This is a genomic window from Fusobacterium sp., assembly GCF_019012925.1.
GTDB lineage: Bacteria > Fusobacteriota > Fusobacteriia > Fusobacteriales > Fusobacteriaceae > Fusobacterium_A.
Genome location: NZ_JAGIRL010000046.1, coordinates 1 through 16,997, shown reverse-complemented (window position 1 = coordinate 16,997; position 16,997 = coordinate 1). Strand labels below are relative to the sequence as shown.

Annotated in this window: 14 protein-coding genes; 8 read left to right on the top strand and 6 right to left on the bottom strand. The window is 30.2% G+C overall.

Translation table 11 applies throughout. The features are described 5' to 3' along the window. The first annotated feature begins 7 nt into the window (after window positions 1–7). From QZ286_RS08455 to QZ286_RS08435, 5 genes are all read left to right on the top strand, one after another. Window positions 8–2,302 carry a patatin-like phospholipase family protein gene (locus QZ286_RS08455; RefSeq protein WP_291256523.1) on the top strand — a complete coding sequence of 765 codons (2,295 nt, stop codon included), beginning with the start codon at window positions 8–10 and terminating at the stop codon, window positions 2,300–2,302. 169 nt (window positions 2,303–2,471) lie between these two features. Then, window positions 2,472–3,083, top strand: coding sequence for a MotA/TolQ/ExbB proton channel family protein (locus tag QZ286_RS08450; RefSeq protein ID WP_291256522.1), 612 nt, complete (start codon window positions 2,472–2,474; stop codon window positions 3,081–3,083). Window positions 3,084–3,086: 3 nt separating this feature from the next. Then, window positions 3,087–3,479 carry a biopolymer transporter ExbD gene (locus tag QZ286_RS08445; RefSeq protein WP_291256521.1) on the top strand — a complete coding sequence of 131 codons (393 nt, stop codon included), beginning with the start codon at window positions 3,087–3,089 and terminating at the stop codon, window positions 3,477–3,479. Then, entirely contained in the window at window positions 3,472–4,203 is a 732-nt protein-coding gene (locus QZ286_RS08440; RefSeq protein WP_291256520.1) for a TonB family protein, read from the top strand. The genes QZ286_RS08445 and QZ286_RS08440 overlap by 8 nt, the downstream gene beginning before the upstream one ends. 114 nt (window positions 4,204–4,317) lie before the next feature. Then, window positions 4,318–5,199: an ROK family protein gene (locus tag QZ286_RS08435; protein WP_291256519.1), complete on the top strand. Its 882-nt coding sequence runs from the start codon at window positions 4,318–4,320 to the stop codon at window positions 5,197–5,199. Between the two features lie 97 nt (window positions 5,200–5,296). Here the strand turns inward: QZ286_RS08435 and QZ286_RS08430 are convergent, their stop codons facing one another. From QZ286_RS08430 to agaV, 4 genes are read right to left on the bottom strand one after another with little or no spacing between them, the layout of a single operon-like run. After that, entirely contained in the window at window positions 5,297–5,722 is a 426-nt protein-coding gene (locus tag QZ286_RS08430; protein WP_291256518.1) for a PTS sugar transporter subunit IIA, read from the bottom strand. A gap of 16 nt (window positions 5,723–5,738) precedes the next feature. After that, window positions 5,739–6,545, bottom strand: a complete 807-nt coding sequence (locus QZ286_RS08425) for a PTS system mannose/fructose/sorbose family transporter subunit IID (RefSeq protein WP_291256517.1) — start codon at window positions 6,543–6,545, stop codon at window positions 5,739–5,741. After that, window positions 6,535–7,317, bottom strand: a complete 783-nt coding sequence (agaW, locus tag QZ286_RS08420) for a PTS N-acetylgalactosamine transporter subunit IIC (RefSeq protein WP_291256516.1) — start codon at window positions 7,315–7,317, stop codon at window positions 6,535–6,537. Before agaW ends, QZ286_RS08425 begins: the two co-directional genes overlap by 11 nt. Before the next feature lie 19 nt (window positions 7,318–7,336). Beyond that, a complete protein-coding gene (gene agaV, locus QZ286_RS08415) occupies window positions 7,337–7,813 on the bottom strand; it encodes a PTS N-acetylgalactosamine transporter subunit IIB (RefSeq protein ID WP_291256515.1) in 477 nt (158 codons plus the stop codon). Window positions 7,814–8,089: 276 nt separating this feature from the next. Here agaV and QZ286_RS08410 point away from each other — a divergent pair, with 276 nt between their 5' ends. From QZ286_RS08410 to pfkB, 3 genes are read left to right on the top strand one after another with little or no spacing between them, the layout of a single operon-like run. Beyond that, window positions 8,090–9,229 carry an SIS domain-containing protein gene (locus QZ286_RS08410; protein WP_291256514.1) on the top strand — a complete coding sequence of 380 codons (1,140 nt, stop codon included), beginning with the start codon at window positions 8,090–8,092 and terminating at the stop codon, window positions 9,227–9,229. Between the two features lie 27 nt (window positions 9,230–9,256). Continuing rightward, window positions 9,257–10,108 carry a tagatose bisphosphate family class II aldolase gene (locus QZ286_RS08405; protein ID WP_291256513.1) on the top strand — a complete coding sequence of 284 codons (852 nt, stop codon included), beginning with the start codon at window positions 9,257–9,259 and terminating at the stop codon, window positions 10,106–10,108. A gap of 2 nt (window positions 10,109–10,110) precedes the next feature. Beyond that, window positions 10,111–11,055 carry a 1-phosphofructokinase gene (gene pfkB / locus QZ286_RS08400; RefSeq protein WP_291256512.1) on the top strand — a complete coding sequence of 315 codons (945 nt, stop codon included), beginning with the start codon at window positions 10,111–10,113 and terminating at the stop codon, window positions 11,053–11,055. Between the two features lie 97 nt (window positions 11,056–11,152). Here pfkB and QZ286_RS08395 read toward each other — a convergent pair whose 3' ends face one another. Both QZ286_RS08395 and QZ286_RS08390 read right to left on the bottom strand, forming a co-directional pair. Beyond that, window positions 11,153–13,564 (bottom strand): polysaccharide lyase 8 family protein, encoded by a 2,412-nt coding sequence (locus QZ286_RS08395; RefSeq protein WP_291256511.1) that lies wholly within the window; start codon window positions 13,562–13,564, stop codon window positions 11,153–11,155. An 18-nt stretch (window positions 13,565–13,582) separates the two neighbouring features. Then, a partial coding sequence (locus QZ286_RS08390) for an autotransporter domain-containing protein (RefSeq protein WP_291256510.1) occupies window positions 13,583–16,997 on the bottom strand: 3,415 nt, incomplete at its 5' end.

The window sequence follows — 16,997 nt, the reverse complement described above, 5'->3', positions numbered from 1 at the left end:
GTATTTTATGATCTATAAAATTCTATTATTTCTCTTTCTATCCTTGTCGATTTTTTCCCAAGAATATCAGAATAAAACTCAGAGAATGGAAGCTATTGATAAAGAGATTGAACTTCTTATGATGAAAAAGGAGAATCTAGAAAATCTAAAAAACAAAATCTACAATAGCAATTCTGATGGAATTACTACTGGTAATTTCAACTCCTCTCGTCCAAAGATTGCTCTTGTTTTGAGTGGTGGTGGGGCAAAAGGAGCTGCTCACATTGGTGTTTTAAAGGTATTGGAAGAGTATCAAATTCCTATTGATTTTATTGTAGGTACTAGTGCTGGTAGTATTATTGGAGCTATGTACTCTGTTGGTTATTCTCCAGAAGAGATTGAAAAAATCATTCTTCAAATGAACTTTCTAGCTCTTATGAACAACAATAAAGATCGTACTTTAAGAAATATCGAAGATAAATTTGCCAGTGAAAAATATCCATTTAAAGTGAGTATTGATAAGGATATGAATCTATCTCTTCCTATGGGATTTTTAAATGGTGAATATATATATCTACAACTTAAATATATCTTTAATAGAGCTGAAAATATAGATAATTTTGATGATTTCCCTATTCCATATAGAGCTATCACTACTAACTTAAATACTGGTGAAGAAACTATATTAAAAGATGGAGATCTAGCTCTTGCTACATTCAAAAGTATGGCTATTCCTAGTTTTTTAGAACCTGTACAAGATGGTGACAACTACTATATTGATGGTGGAGTTACTAATAACATTCCTGTTGATGTGGCCATAAATATGGGAGCTGATATTATTATCACTGTAGACATTAGTGCTGATCCTACTAATATCAAAAAAAATTCAAATGTTGTAGCAGTTTTGGATAAGGTTGCCACTTATCAAGGTAATAAAAATATAGAGTTCCAGAAAAAAATATCTGATATACTCATCACTCCAAAAGTTAAAGATCATAATACTGTTGATTTTTCAGATTTAGAAAAATTGGTTGATGAAGGGAAAACTTCAGCTTTGGAAGTTGATTATCTCCTTAAAAACCTATCCTATAAAGATGAGTTTATAAAGCAAAAAGCAAAAGTTCTAAAGGATAATACTCTAAAAATATCTGATATAAAATTAGTTGGTAACTCCATTCTTACCAAAAAGAAAGTTAGAGAGTTAGCTCCTAAAACTAAAAATGACTCGTATACCAAAGAGGATCTACAACTTTGGGCTAAAAAGATATACTCTATTCCATACGTAGAAAAACTTTATTATGAAGTAAACGGTTCTGATATAACATTTATTATAAAGGAAAAAGATAGTATTAATATTAGTGCATCACTTAACTATGTATCTGATTATGGTGCTGCTTTAAAAATAGCTACCACTGTACCAAATTTTGGTGTTTGGACTAGAAACTACAGCCTTACTGCTGAAATTTCAAAATATCCCAAAATAGCAGTAAATACACTCTCTTTCTATGAAATGGGAGATTTTAAGATCTTAGGATCTTTTGATATGGGATATAAAACTTCTCCTTACTTTATATATAATGAAGGAAAAAAAGTTTCAACCTATAGAACTGGTATATTTTCCACTGAGTTTTCTTTTGGAACTACCTTCTCCAATAGCCTTGTTTCTGGAATTAAATTTGGATATGAAAACCATAACTCCTCACACTATGAAGGGGATTCAAATTACTTAGATTTCCAAGGTAAAAATCAATTTGGATATATTAAACCTTTTATCTACTTTGATACATTAAATAATAAAACTTTCCCTTCTAGTGGTACATCATTACTACTCCAAGCTTTTGTAGGAGAGGAGCTCAAAAAGAACAGTGACTACAATGGTTTCTCTGGAGAAATCTCTTTAAATTATCCTTTGGTTAATAGATTCTCTATCTCATTGGGAACAAATTTTGGAAAAATCTCTGGAGATCATATTGAAAATAGCAAATTATTTAGAATTGGTGGAAGTAAAAATAGTGAGATCAGTCAAAGCTTTATAGGACTACCTATAATGGGTAAATATGCTGATGAGTTCTATATCGCTTCCTTAGGTACAAAATTTAATTTGAGTGAGACTCTTTATCTTTTGACAAAAGTTAATGTTTTAACATACTCAAATTCAAATCTAAGCTTCCAAAATTCAACTGAGATTTTTGAAAATAGAGAGTATGGATATGGTGCTGGAATTGGTTGGGACACTTTTTTAGGTCCTATGACTTTTATGATTTCAAACAATATAGAAGACTCTTCACCTCTATTCGAAATTTATTTAGGTCATACATTTTAATTTGCCATACAAAATATATATATAATAAAATTTTTGAACTTGACTTTTTTTTGATTTAATAGTATTATTTGTTAGGGTACCATTTTAGGCTGTGGTATCCTACATTTTTATGAAATTAATTTGAAAAACAAATTTTTAGTTATGTATATTTTAAGGAGGACAATTTATTATGATGTATTATTTAAATGCTGGTGGACCATTGATGTGGGTGCTATTTTCTATGTCGATTGTTGCATTGACTATTATTTTAGAAAGATTATTTTTCTTTTTCCGTAGAGAAAAAATTCAGAATAAAAATTTTATAAATGAAATTATAACTGCTGTTGGATCTGATGATATGTGTTGTGCTATCAACCTTTGTGATAGAGAGAAAAACTCTGTTGGTTGTACAGTTAAATCTTTCCTTTGTCGTTGTGATAGAGAGGGGGATTTCCACCATTTCGATCAACTGGTTAAAGAGATCAGTATTGATCAAATTGGGTACTTAGAAAAAAGATTACACCTTCTTGGTATAATTGGTTATATAGCTCCAATGATTGGATTATTAGGAACAGTTACAGGTATGATTGAAGCTTTTAGAAACCTTGCTACATTTGGTGCTGGAGATCCTACTCTTGTTGCTGCTGGAATCTCTAAAGCTCTAATTACTACTGCTGGTGGATTGTCAATAGCTATCCCTACAATTATTGCTTACAATCTTTTCAATAAAAAAATCGAAGAAATTGAAGTTGATATTGACAAAGTTACAACTAATCTTATCAACATCTTAAGAAAGAGGTAAGAAATGGGAAGATTTAGAAAAAAAAGACCTATCATGGCATTAGATTTGACTCCACTTATTGATGTCGTATTCTTACTTATAATTTTCTTCATGGTTTCTACTACTTTTAATAAATATGGAAATATAGATATTGAGCTTCCTTCAGCCAATGTTGAGACTCCTAATCAAGACAATAAAAGTATTGAAATCATTATAGACAAAGATGGTAAATACTTTATCAGTAAAGATGGACAGTCTGAACCTATAGAACTTGAAAACTTAAATACACTTTTAAATGGAGTAAATGAAGTAACAATTTCAGGAGATAAGGAACTAAAATATCAGGTTATTATGGATGTAGTTTCTAAAGTTAAAAATGCTGGTGTAGAGAATTTAGGAATAAATTTCTATGAATAAAAAAGATAATATTCTTTACTTTTTTATTGTTGCTCTTTTAATCCATATGTCTCTTTTCATAGTGCATGAAAGAGGAGTAAAGGGTGATGCCCCTGTATCATTAAAGACAAATGTGGCTCCTATCTCAGTAAAGGTAAAGAGTCCTGTTAAAAAGGAGAGTCAAAAAGCTGTTACTCCAACTCCACCAAAGGAGGAGAAAAAACCAGAACCTCCTAAAATTGAAACTCCTAAGAAAGAGATTGTTAAACCTGATGTTAAAAGCAAGATAAAAGATAAGAAAAAGAAAGTTGAAAAAGTAGAAAAAAAACAGATTGAAAAAGTTGAAACAATTAAAGAGGAAAAGGTTGAAGCTACTAAAAATACAGCTTCAAACGAAACTGAAGAGATTTTAGCAAGTGGAAACTTTTCTATTGGTAAAGATGGTATCTTCACAGCCTCATCTTCTGACGGAATAGAGTATAAGATACTTAAACAAGTTGAGCCAGATTATCCAATTCAAGCTGAAAAAATAAGATATAGAAAAAAAGTTATTGTTTCAGCTAGATTCCTAGTTGGACTTAATGGTGAAGTAGAAAAAATCGAAATCACACAATCACATAAAAAATTTGGTTTTGATAGTGAAGTGGAAAAAGCATTGAAACACTGGAAATTCCACCCTATCTTCTATAAAAATAAAAATATTAAGGTATATTTCTCTAAAGATTTTATTTTTGAGCCAAAATAAAAAATCAAAGGTTATTATAATTTTATAGTAACCTTTTTTATATAATTAGCAAGGAAATTTTATTTTTTTGTGGTAAAATATAGTATAAAGAATTTGGTAAGGAGGAAGATTTTTATGAAATTTGGTGCTATTGATGCAGGTGGAAAAAGATTTATTTGTGGTATTACAGATGAAAATGGAAATACACTTGAAAAAACTAGTTTTTTAACTGAAACACCAGACAAAACAATCCCTTTAGTCTTGGATTTTTTTAAAGATAAGGAGATTTCTGCTTTGGGTATCGGTTGTTTTGGTCCTTTGGATCTAAATCCTGAGTCTGAAACTTATGGATTTATAACATCCTCTCCAAAAGAGCCTTGGAGAAATTACAATATTGTTGGAACTTTTAAAGAGAAACTTGGAGTGCCTGTTTTCTTAGATACCAATATAAATGCTGGTTTACTTGGAGAGACTACTTGGGGAGCTGCTAAAAATGTTAAAAATGCCATATATCTAACTATTGGTAATGGTATTGGTGGAGCTGCTATTGTTGAAAATAAACTTATACACGGACTTATACACCCTGAGATGGGACATATTTTTGTAAATAGACACCCTAGAGATAAGTTTACAGGTAACTGTCCTTTCCATGGTGGAAACTGTTTGGAGGGTATGGCTTCTGGTCCTGCTATTGAAAAAAGATGGAATCTTCCACTTGAAAAATTGTCCTCTGATCATCCAGCTTGGCATTTAGAGGCTTACTATATTGCCCATGCAATAGTTAACTATATCTTAGTTTTATCACCTGAAAAAATCATTTTAGGTGGTGATGTAATGAAACATAAACAATTATTCCCTATAATTAGAAAATCTGTTATAAATCTTTTAAATGGATATTTACAAAATAAATTTATCTTCAATGATATTGAAAACTATATTGTTGCTCCAGATCTGGGAGAAAACTCTGGATTTTTTGGGGCTGCTACTCTATGTATTAAAAATTTTAAACAGAAATAACAGATATGAAAAAAGGAAAAAAATTACTACAATGAATACTGCACAAGCACTAGCCATTGAAAATAATTTTTTTCCTTTTATATTTTAACTATCTACTCTATATTCCATCATCTTCTATTAGATTCTCTTCAACTTTTACAGTTTGAAATTGAACAGCTCCATCTTTGGCAGCATTTAATATCTCCTCTGTAATATCCTCAATACTATCCTCTTCTGATAATTCTACTGCTGTGATAACCATAGGCATATTACAACCACCAAAAACTTTGTATCCTGGCTTATTCTCACTCAATAGTACAGCTGTTGAAAATGGTGTTCCTCCAGCTAAATCAGTTAAAAATATTACCTGATCGCTATTACATTCACAAAGAACCTCTTTCAATCTATCTTCAAGCTCTTTATTTCCCATTCCATTATTAAAATCTATAAAATGAAGATTAGGTTGCTCTCCAATAATATATTTTATAGTCTCTTTTATTGCTGTGGCAAAAGATCCATGACCTGTTATTATAATAGGTATCATAACTGCTTCACCACTCCTATAGTATTCCTATAAATTTTCCAGCTATTCCAATTACCAATGTTACTAAAATTAAGAATATTGGTTTTTTACCTTTTTTCAATAAATAGAACATAAATAGTGTATATAGTAATGGAAGCATGTTAGGCATAATCTTATCAATGATATCCTTTTGAATATCTATGCTAATACTTCCTAAATTTACAACATAAGCTATATTCATTCTTACAAATGAAGCTATTAATCCTCCAATTACAGTTAATCCTAAGATTAATGATCCATTTGTTACATATTGAGTGTCATCTTTTAATTTTTCAATTGCACCAACTCCCATTTTATATGAGTAATGCATTAAGAAAAATCTTAAGAATATGTGTACTATATTGAATATTAACAAGAAAATAATTGGCCCTGCTATATTTCCTTGTATTCCTAATGAAACTCCAACAGAGGCTGCAATAGGAAGTAATGTAAACCAGAATAGAGCATCTCCTATTCCTCCAAGTGGTCCCATAAGAGCTATTTTTATACCCCTTATTGAGTCTCTACTCTCTTTATTTTCCTCCATTGCTAGAACTAATCCTTGTACAAATGTTACTAAGAATGGGTGAACATTAAAGAATTCTAGATGTAATCTCATTGAATTACTTAAATCCTCTTTATTTTTATGGATTTTCTTTAATCCTGGAAGTAAAGAGTATAACCAACCACCAGCTTGCATTCTTTCATAGTTAAAAGATGCTTGTAATAAAAGTGATCTCCAAACCATATTATTTAGATCTTTTTTATTTAAAACTTTATCTTTACTTGTATCTCTATATTCCATCACTATAGTCCTCCTCACCATTTGTTGTTGCAACTGGTTCTAAACTATCCATTTTTTTATTGATATAGTAATCATATAAAGCAATGATGAAACCAATAGCTGCAATACCTATAACAGGTAGGTTTAAATAAGTTGCTAAAATAAATCCTAATACGAAGAATATAATATAATTTTTCTTAAACATAATATTAAGTAACATAGCAAAACCTATTGCAGGCATTAATCCTCCTGCTACTCCAAATCCAGCAATTAACCATTCTGGTAGTAGTTCTACTATATTTTTAGCAGCCTCAGCTCCCAATGATATAGGAAGGAAAGTTACAACGAAATAAAATACAAACAATAAAGCCATTCCCAAATAGTTTATTTTTTCAATTCCAAAAGTATTACAATCTTCTGCATATTTATCAGCCTTGTGCATTACTGGTGAGAAAAATGTAAATAGTAATGTGATACAAGCTTGTACAGCTACTGCAAAAGGTATTGCAATTCCAACAGCTGTTGCAGGATCTTGTTTAGTTAATATAGCAAAAGTACTTCCAATTATACCTCCAACTACAACGTTAGGTGGTTGTGCTCCTCCAACAGGAACTGCTCCCATCCAAACAAGCTCAAGAGTTGCTCCAGCAATAAGTCCCATTTTTAAATCTCCCAAGATTAGCCCAACGACTGCCCCTGTTACAAGAGGTCTGTGAATATGGAAAAGTCCGTTGAACAAATCAATTCCAGCAATACCAGCAAATATTGCTATTAACAATGATTCTACTAACATAGTCTTCCTCCTTCAATTTTTACTTGATAAGCTCCCAAATATTATCTTTTGATTCTGTAGGAACTCTCTGTATTTCTACTTCTACCCCTAATTCCTTCAATCTTAAAAATGCTTTTATATCACTTTCATCTACACACACTGCTTTAGATATCTGTTTTTTACCTTCAGACATATGCATATTCCCAACATTAACCTTAGTAATTGGTACCCCACCCTCTACTAATTTTACTACGTCTTGCGGAGTTTCAGCTATAATTGCAATTAGCTGTCTATCTGCAGCCTTGTGAATAATATCAATTGTCTTTTGAATAGAAAAATATCTTGTTTGAACTCCCTTAGGTGCTGCAAGGTTCATAAGATTTTGTCTAGTAGTATTCACTGCAACATCATCATTTGGAACTAGTAAAAGATTAGCTCCTGAATATTGAGTCCAAGCAGTTGCTACTTGACCGTGTATCAATCTGTTATCAATTCTAGTTAATACGATATTAGGCATAACGAGCCCTCCTTAATTTTAAAAAAATTATTATGTTGTACGTACCTTTTTAATCAATTGTAATACCTTTTTTTGTAATTGTCAATACTTAAATGTATTTTTTTAATATAAAAAATATTAAAACAGTTTAGTAGATATGCAAATAACACGTTAACATGTCATTAAAAATTAACTTGTAAAAATCTTATAAAAATGTTATTATATCTGTATAAACATAAATTTGTACGGACAACATAATGATATGAATAATAGTATTTTAATTAAAAGGAGTTTATTATGGAATTTAAAAATTGTGTAACTTGGGAAGAAATTATTCAACAACCTTCTATTTGGAAAGAAGAACTTGAAATCGTAAAGAAAAATCTTAAATCAATTGGGGAATTTATTAATAGAGTTAAAGGGGAAAAAGTTAAAGTTATTTTTACTGGAGCTGGATCTTCTGAGTTTGTAGGAAATACTCTATGCTCATATGTTAATAGCAAAGTAGATATTGATGTTTTATCAGTTCCTACTACTGACATCGTTTCTATGCCTGAACAATATCTTGAAAAAGATGTTGCAACTATTCTAGTATCTTGTGCTAGATCTGGAAATTCTCCTGAAAGTGTTGCTACAGTTAATCTAGCTGATAAATTAGTTAAAAATATACACCACATTTTCATAACTTGTAATCCTGAAGGACAACTTGCTAAAATCTCTAAAGAAGGGGAAAATAAATATCTTTTATTAATGCCAGAAAGAACAAATGATAAGGGATTTGCTATGACTGGAAGCTTCTCTTCTATGGTGGTTGCAGGGGTATTAATCCTATTGAGAGAAAACTTTGCAGAATTAGAGGAAAAAGTTGCTTATGTTTCAAATGTAGTTGAAAAAAATATAGATAGAATCCTTGAAAATATAGAGATCATAACAGATTTAGATCTAGAAAGAATAGTATACTTAGGAGATGGTGCTCTAAAAGGACTTGCTGAAGAAGTTTCATTAAAAGTACTAGAGTTGACTGGTGGAAAACTTGCATCATTCTACAATACATTCTTAGGATTTAGACATGGTCCTAAATCAATAGTAAATGAAAAAACAGCTATTGTATGTATGATGTCTAATAACTCTCATACAAGAGTTTATGAGTTAGATCTATTAAAAGAGTTTAAAAATGAGGGTGGAAAGAAAAAAATAGTAGTTTTAGATACTATTTTTGATGAAGAAGTTAAAAATAATTGTGATTATTATTTCTCATTTAATGATGAAAAATTAGGAAAAATTGAAGAGGTATTCGCAGGTTTAGGATACTTAGTATATGGTCAATTGCTATCTCTTATGAAATCAGCAAAACTAGGAATAAATCCTGACAATCCTTGCCCAACTGGAGAGGTAAATAGAGTTGTTAAAGGTGTAATAATCCACGAGTACAAATAGTTAGAAAAAATTTAGAGGAGGAAAAAAATGTTAGTATCAACAAGACAATTATTATTAGATGCACAAAAAGGAAAATATGCTGTACCAGCTTTTAATGTACATAATATGGAGACTATTCAAACTGTTGTAGAGGCAGCTGTAGAACTTAGATCACCAATTATCGTAGCTGCTACTCCTGGAACAATGAAATATGCAGGACCAGAATTTTTTATAAAACTAGTTGAGATCTGTGCAAATAAGTATGATATACCAATAGCAATGCACTTAGATCATCACGAAAGCTTTGATGAGATCAAAAATGCTATTCAAATAGGTACAAAATCAGCAATGATAGATGCTTCTCACTTTGATTTTGAAGAGAATGTAAGAAGAGTTAAAGAGGTTGTTGACTATGCTCATAGATACGATGTAACAGTTGAAGGTGAGTTAGGAGTTTTAGGTGGTCAAGAAGATGATCTAGTAAGAGATTCAAAAGATAGTAAATATACAAATCCAGCTCAAGCAAAAGAGTATGTAGAGAGAACTGGAATAGATTCTTTAGCTGTGGCAATAGGAACAGCTCATGGAGTTTACAAAGAGGAACCTAAATTAGATTTTGAAAGATTAGCAGAGATTAGAGCTGTTGTAGATATTCCATTAGTTCTACATGGAGCATCTGGTGTTCCAGCTGACCAAGTTAAAAAGGCTATCGAGCTTGGAATAACAAAAGTAAATATAGCAACAGAATTAAAAATGCCATTTGCTGCAAAATTGAGAGAAGTACTAGTATCTAAACCTGAAGAAAGCGATCCTAGAAAATATTTTGGACCTGCAAAAGAGGTTATGAAAAAGGTAGCAATGGAAAAAATATTAATGTGTGGAAGTAATGGAAAGGCTTAATTATGAATAAGATCCTAACTATTACACTGAATCCTGCCATAGATGTTAGATATTCCATTGAAAATTTTACTCTTGGAAATGTAAATAGAACCAAAGAGATAGAAAAAAATGCTGGTGGAAAAGGTATAAACGTAAGTAGAATAATAAATATTTTAGGTGGAGATATTTTAGCTACAGGTATCATTGGTGGCTTTACAGGTAAATTATTTTTAAAGAAATTAAATGAAAATTCAATAAAAAATGATTTTTTAGAGAGTGACTACGAAACTAGAACTTGTATAGCTATTGTAGATAAAAATATTGATGGCATTACAGAGATTTTAGAATTTGGAAAAGGAGATCTTGAAGTTTCTAATAATTTCAAAGAAAAATTCTCAGAGATTTTACAAGATGTTTCTATAAAAATAATCTGTGCCTCTGGAAGTTTATTAAAAGGAATTGACCCTTTAATGTATAATACTCTTATAGAGCAAAGTAATAAAAAAGGGGTAAAATTTATTCTAGATACCAGTGGTGAAACTCTATTAGCAGGAATAGAAGCTAAACCATTCTTGATAAAACCAAACAAAGAGGAGTTAGAGTTTATCTTAAATAGAAAACTTGAAACTGAAGTTGATATTATCAATGCAGGTAAGGAGTTAATTTGTAGAGGAGCTCAAAATGTAATGATTACTCTTGGAGGTAGTGGAGCTCTATTAGTTACAGCTGATAAGATTTATAAAGGGACTTTCCCTAAAGTTACTATAAAAAATACTGTAGGTTCTGGAGATTCAACAGTAGGTGGTTTTGCATATGCTCTATCTCAAGATAGAACCCTACCTGAATGCTTTAAATTAGGAATTGCCTGTGGAACAACTAATGCTATGTTAGATACTACAGGAACAATAGATATGGATATATTAAATGATATTCTTCCTAAAATAAAGATAGAAGAGATTATATTATAAAAATTACTACCAATAACACTTTAAATTATAAAGAAGAACACTTCCTTGAAAGGAAGTGTTCTTTTTTATTTGGGAGTATAATATATACTCCCAAACCTTATTTATTCAATTTTTGTAAAACTATTTTTTGAGTGCTTCCATTATTTCTTAAATCTATCTCTAATTTTGTTGTATTTTTACTATTTTTTACCAAAATACCTTTATCACTACTTTCAATCACTTTATAATTTCCTTTAATTTCAAGTATTGATCTATAGTTTTGAAGTTGTGTTGGATCACTTACATATAGTTCTAATATATCATCTTTTTCATTTTTGATAATTGACATTGCTGAAAATACTTTTATATTTTCAAACTCCTGTACACTATCCTTCCAAAAATTCATAGCTAATACTCCACTATTTCTATCTTTTACTATATGAGCTTCCTCATCCAATTTAACTATTTCAAATCTTGAAACATCATAGTTATCTACGGCTTCTTTAGAGAACATTGGAAGTATTAAATAAACATAACTATCTTTTCTTGGATCCTTTCCATGATCCATATAAGTTACAAAATATCTCTTACTTATCTCCTCAGTTAAAGTTCCACCTATATTTTTCCAAGAACCTTTATTCTCCTTAATATCTACTTTTATTTTTGGTCCTTTGATTACTCTGTATCCTATATTCTCTTCAGGATAATTACCATTAAAGTTTATTGAAAGATTTTTAGAATTTTCTATAACTTTTCCATCTATTAACTCTTCACCATTAACAAATATTTTTCCATTATTTAGAATTCTATTATCTATAGTAGTATGTATCTCTCCATCATTACTTCTGATATTTGAAGCTAGTGCTAAAGTTACACCATCTATCATAAACCAAGATTTTTTCATTCTAGTTTGTTTGTTCCAAGAGATCATATCCATTCCTACAAAAGCTAAATCTTTACCTTCAACTCCTCCTACAAAAGCTTTTGGACTTACTAGAGCTTTTACTCTTCTCTCCCCTGCTTTATCTCCCATTTTATTGATACTATTTGTTACTCCAGGTAAGTGATACATATCCACTGTTGGCCAAAACTCTGTATATGTACTAGAATCTTTACCATAAATATATGTCATTCCATCTCCAGTATACCAACCTTTAATGTTTTCTCCATTCATAGTCTCATAATTTGCAACTCTATTTGAATGCATAGATACTACTACTTTTCCATCTTTATCATTTATATATACAGCTCTATCCATAGCTCCAAATACCTTTGCTCCTTGTACATCTAGAGCATCTATCTCTCCACTTTCTACTATCTCTTTTAAAATACTTTTTATAAGAGGGTTTGTTTCTTTCTCCACTAATGAGTATTGATTATTCTCTAAAACAACTTTCTTTATTAACTCTTTCAATTTATCTTGATAATTTTTTGAAGCTCCTTCAGAAAGAAGTGCAACAGAACTAATTAAAATTCTAGCTCTCTCTATATCACTTGACTTATCTCTTGAAATAGATCTTCCATTTACAGAGTCATTTATTCCTCCATTTATCAAAAGATAACTATATCCATTCAATATCGCTTCATAAATATTATCCAATCTAGGATCTTCCATTTTAAACTCTGTTCCATTGATTAAATATAGCATCAATCCTAGCCCATCAAATAGTACAGCTGCATAAGTTCCATTATATGCTACATTGTCATGTTGAATAAAAGATCCATCTCTATAGAATCCATCTCCTATAGTTACTAGCTCTCCTACCTCTACTGCAGCATTTAATCCTTCTAAAATCTCCTCTTTATCCTCCATTAAAACTCCTCTCATAAAAGAGATTATAGAAGTATCTATTCTATTCCCACCTGTTGATACTCTTTTGTTTGGAGCTGATGAATATGTAGCAGAAGGACTTACTCCTGACCACTTCGCATCTGGTTGAAAATATTCTGAGGCTTTTAAATATTTAATCCTATTCTCTTTAGAGATATCTTCGTACATCAATGTAATTATCTCATTTAATTTTTTAGGAATTCCTAACTCCCATTGCCACCAGTTTCCTAATTCTGGTAAATCCTCATGGTAAGCATTGATATATAACCATTCTAAAGCTTCAACTATCTCATTTTTTATCTTCTCATTCTTATAATACTTAGTTTCTGGTGTTATATAAGCTATTGCTAACTTAGCTAGGTTGTTATATTGGATTAATACATCTACTCCGCTTGTCATATTTTCAGCACTTTTAAAGATTGATTTTCTATCTTTAGATAGATTTATTTGACTATACACTGCATCAGCTGACTTCTCATTTAGACTTGCAACTTCGGAAAAATCAAAATCTAATTCCTTTCCATTCTGAGGTAATCCAACTAAAAATTTTGTCCATTTATCCCTTATTTTTCTATAATCTTTTATTTCATTTTTCTCTTGTTCTTGATAATTTACTTCTTCTACTTTTTGAATATCCTTAGAAAAAGAAGTATTACTCAATATTAAAACAGCACATAATAAAATTAATTTTTTCTTCACTCTTATTCCTCCTCACTATTAGAAATTATAGCTAAATCCTAATTTTGGTCTAAATGAATATGATTTTGTAATTCTTCCATAATCCTTACTTGCGTGATCTTTATTTTTTGTTTTTATATCTAGGAATGTTATTCCACCGAACACATTAAATCCTGGAACTACAACATGATTATAGTCTACAGAGTATCTTGTTTCATAGCTTTCAGCACCTTTTTTATTATTGTCTAAGCTATTATACCAAGCTCCATTTCCTAATGGAAGTCTCAATGAAAGTGTTACATTATCCCCATTTCCAAAATAATAAGTTGCTGAAGGTCTCAATTGATTTAATTGATATCTTCTTGAATCTCTTGCCTCTGAAATATCTTTTGCTACGCTATCCCAAACAAGTTTTCTATTACTGTGATCCATCCATCTATCTTCTCTATAGTATCCTAATCTAAGATTCCAACTTGGCATAAATCCTGAATAAGTTAAGTAGTATTCTCCCTCTACTACAAAGTCCATCTGTCCTTCTCTTATTCCTTCATAGTTATATTTAAATATACTTGTAGGCTTAGCTTCAAATTTAAATCCATTTCCTAAATTATAAGTAAAGTTAGGAGTAAGTCTTAATTGGTGTACTCCCTCTTTTAATCTTTGAGGTTTTTCATAAGTAGATAATGCTGGTTTTTCAGCAGTTTCATTTCTATATCCTATGTTCAATCCATATTGACCTTTAGAGTATAGTTCTCTCCATCTAGCTTCACCATGTATTCTTGTTGAACTAAATTTATTTTCATTCTCTTTAGTTTCCTTCAAGAAATCATTAGCCATATAGTATCCCTCAAAATAGTAAGACCAATTCGATTGCTTATCTATCAAATTCAATATAAATTTAGGTGTTACCTTTGTAGATGTAGCATAATCTCCACCTGTTAAATAATTTTCTGTTGAATGGTAGTAAGCTCTATCTGAATCATCTTCATTCTCAAACATAAAACTAAATGTTCCCATCCATCTATCAGAAGTTGATCTCGTATTTTCAATACCTTGTAATACAGGCCCTATTATTAAGTTATCTGCTAAACTGTCCATTTTATATGACATTCCTAAACTCATTAAATCTGTATCATATTTATCTGATCTAGCTATTGTGTATTTTCCATTAACTGCTAAAGATTCTGTCAACTCTACTTGCCCAAATACACTTGCTGATATCACATTCTCTCTATCAACTGTTCCTACTTTATATTGTTCTGGTATTCCTTGCATATTTAATCTTTTTCCATCTTTTATATTTCCTATCTCTGTTTCCCAAGAAAAATCTGCTCCAACTAAATATTTTCTATCTAAGATATATCCAGAATTTTGAAGTGTCATTCCTATATTTGGAGTTATTGAATAATAAGAAAACTCATTTGCACTGGCATTTTTTACCATTAGAGTTGTATTTTTATCCCCTATCTTTAACTCCTCTTTTTCATTTATATTCCCTTGCATAATTCTATTAATATCAATACCTGTATAGAATAATGCTCTATTTTTTTGATCATCTTTTAAAGTATATACAACGTTTGTTCCTATTCCCATTGCATAAGTTGGATAATTTGATTTCAATTCTTCACTATAGTTTCCAATATTTATCTTTCTATTAACTTTATTATGTCCATAGACAAATGAGAAATTTGAGTTTAGTGATATATTGTTATTAAAATCGTAATTATAATATCCACCTAAATACGTATTAGTCGATCTGATATTTCCACTAATTCCATTATCAAATTCTGCATCTCCTCTACTTCCACCATATACAAATCCCAATCTTGAATTTGGATAAACTTGTTTTTCTGTTATACCAAGTATTCCTCTTTCATCATATGAAGCTGACATTAATCCATTCATTTTATGATTACTATCTAAATACACTACATCTTGTGTCCATGAATTATTTGCTCTATTTGATATATACTCTCCATTTAATGCCCTATTTCTCATTGTATTAACAAGAGTTCTTGAATTAATAGCAGAAATATCTACTGTATATCCATGTATTCCACCTGACATTTGAGCCATAGCCTGTGTAAATTCTCCAGAAGTTTTTAAAGTATCTAGTTCCTTTACGACTTTATTAAATAAGTCTCCTGACATATTACTTCTATTTTTATCAAAAACTGTTGCAAAATCTTTTAATTCACCTTTTGTCACTACATTTTGATAATTTTCTTTTTTAGCTACTAAATTACCATTTTTATTAACTTGATAATCCCATACTGCTGTTTTATCTAACTCTGCATTACTTAAATCAAGCTTTTTTCCTTCTAATCCTAAAGCTTCATTTACATTAAACTCATTTCTTCCATCACTAGAATTAAAAACTAAATTTGTTTTTCCTGTAAAAGTAAGTTTTCCAGCATCAATAATTGGATTTTCTGTTGCATTTGGATTAGTTAAAGAATCTTTGAAGTTTATAGTTAATTTACTATTTTCCATAGTCAAATTTCCAGAACTATCCTGTACTTTATTTAGTTTTTCAAGTGTATCTAATTTATTTTTACTCTCCTCTAGATACTTTTTAGTTCCTTTATTATACTCTAAAGCTATTGTTGAATCTGTTATTGTTGTATCTCCACCTCTTACTACTATAGCTTCATATTTATCAATATTTAAATTACTTTGTTTTCCATTAATTGCTAGTACATCTATCCCCGTATTTCCAAGAATTTTTCCATCTATTTTACTTCCTTCTTTTAGATATACAGTATTGTTAGTTCCAGTAACTGATTCTATTGCACTCCCAGTAGTTGTTATCTCACCACTATTGATAAAATAACCATTATCTAATTTTACTCCTGTTCCTACTCCTGAAATCTTCCCATTATTTATTACATTTCCACCTTTATTATATACAGCTAAAGCTCCACCAAATAAATTTATCTCTCCATTATTTGTAGCATTTCCTTTAGCATTTAGATAAATTCCTTTTGAATTTGCTCCTGACACTGATATTTTTCCATCTTTTGTATTCTCAAATTCTGATAATTCTATTTTTGGATTTAAGTTAGTATCATCTGTAGCAGTAAAAAATACTCCTATTCCTTCATTACTTACTGTAATGTTACCTCCATTACTTGCTTTTCCTCCATTATTTAAATTTATTCCTTTTGAATTTTTTCCTGATACTATTATCTCTTTTTTATTACTAAAATTTGAATTTGTTGGAGTAACTTTTTTATTTTTTTCATCAATAATACTTCCATTTACATATGTTCCTATTCCACCATTTGCTACTTCTATTGTTCCTTTATTTGTAGCTGTTCCTTTAGATATATTTATTCCTTTTGAATTTGCTCCCGTTACTGCTATCAAATTCTCATTAATAAATTCTGCTTTATCATTATTTACAGTTACTCCCTCTGCTCCTGCTCCTGATACAGTCTGTCCTTTATCATCT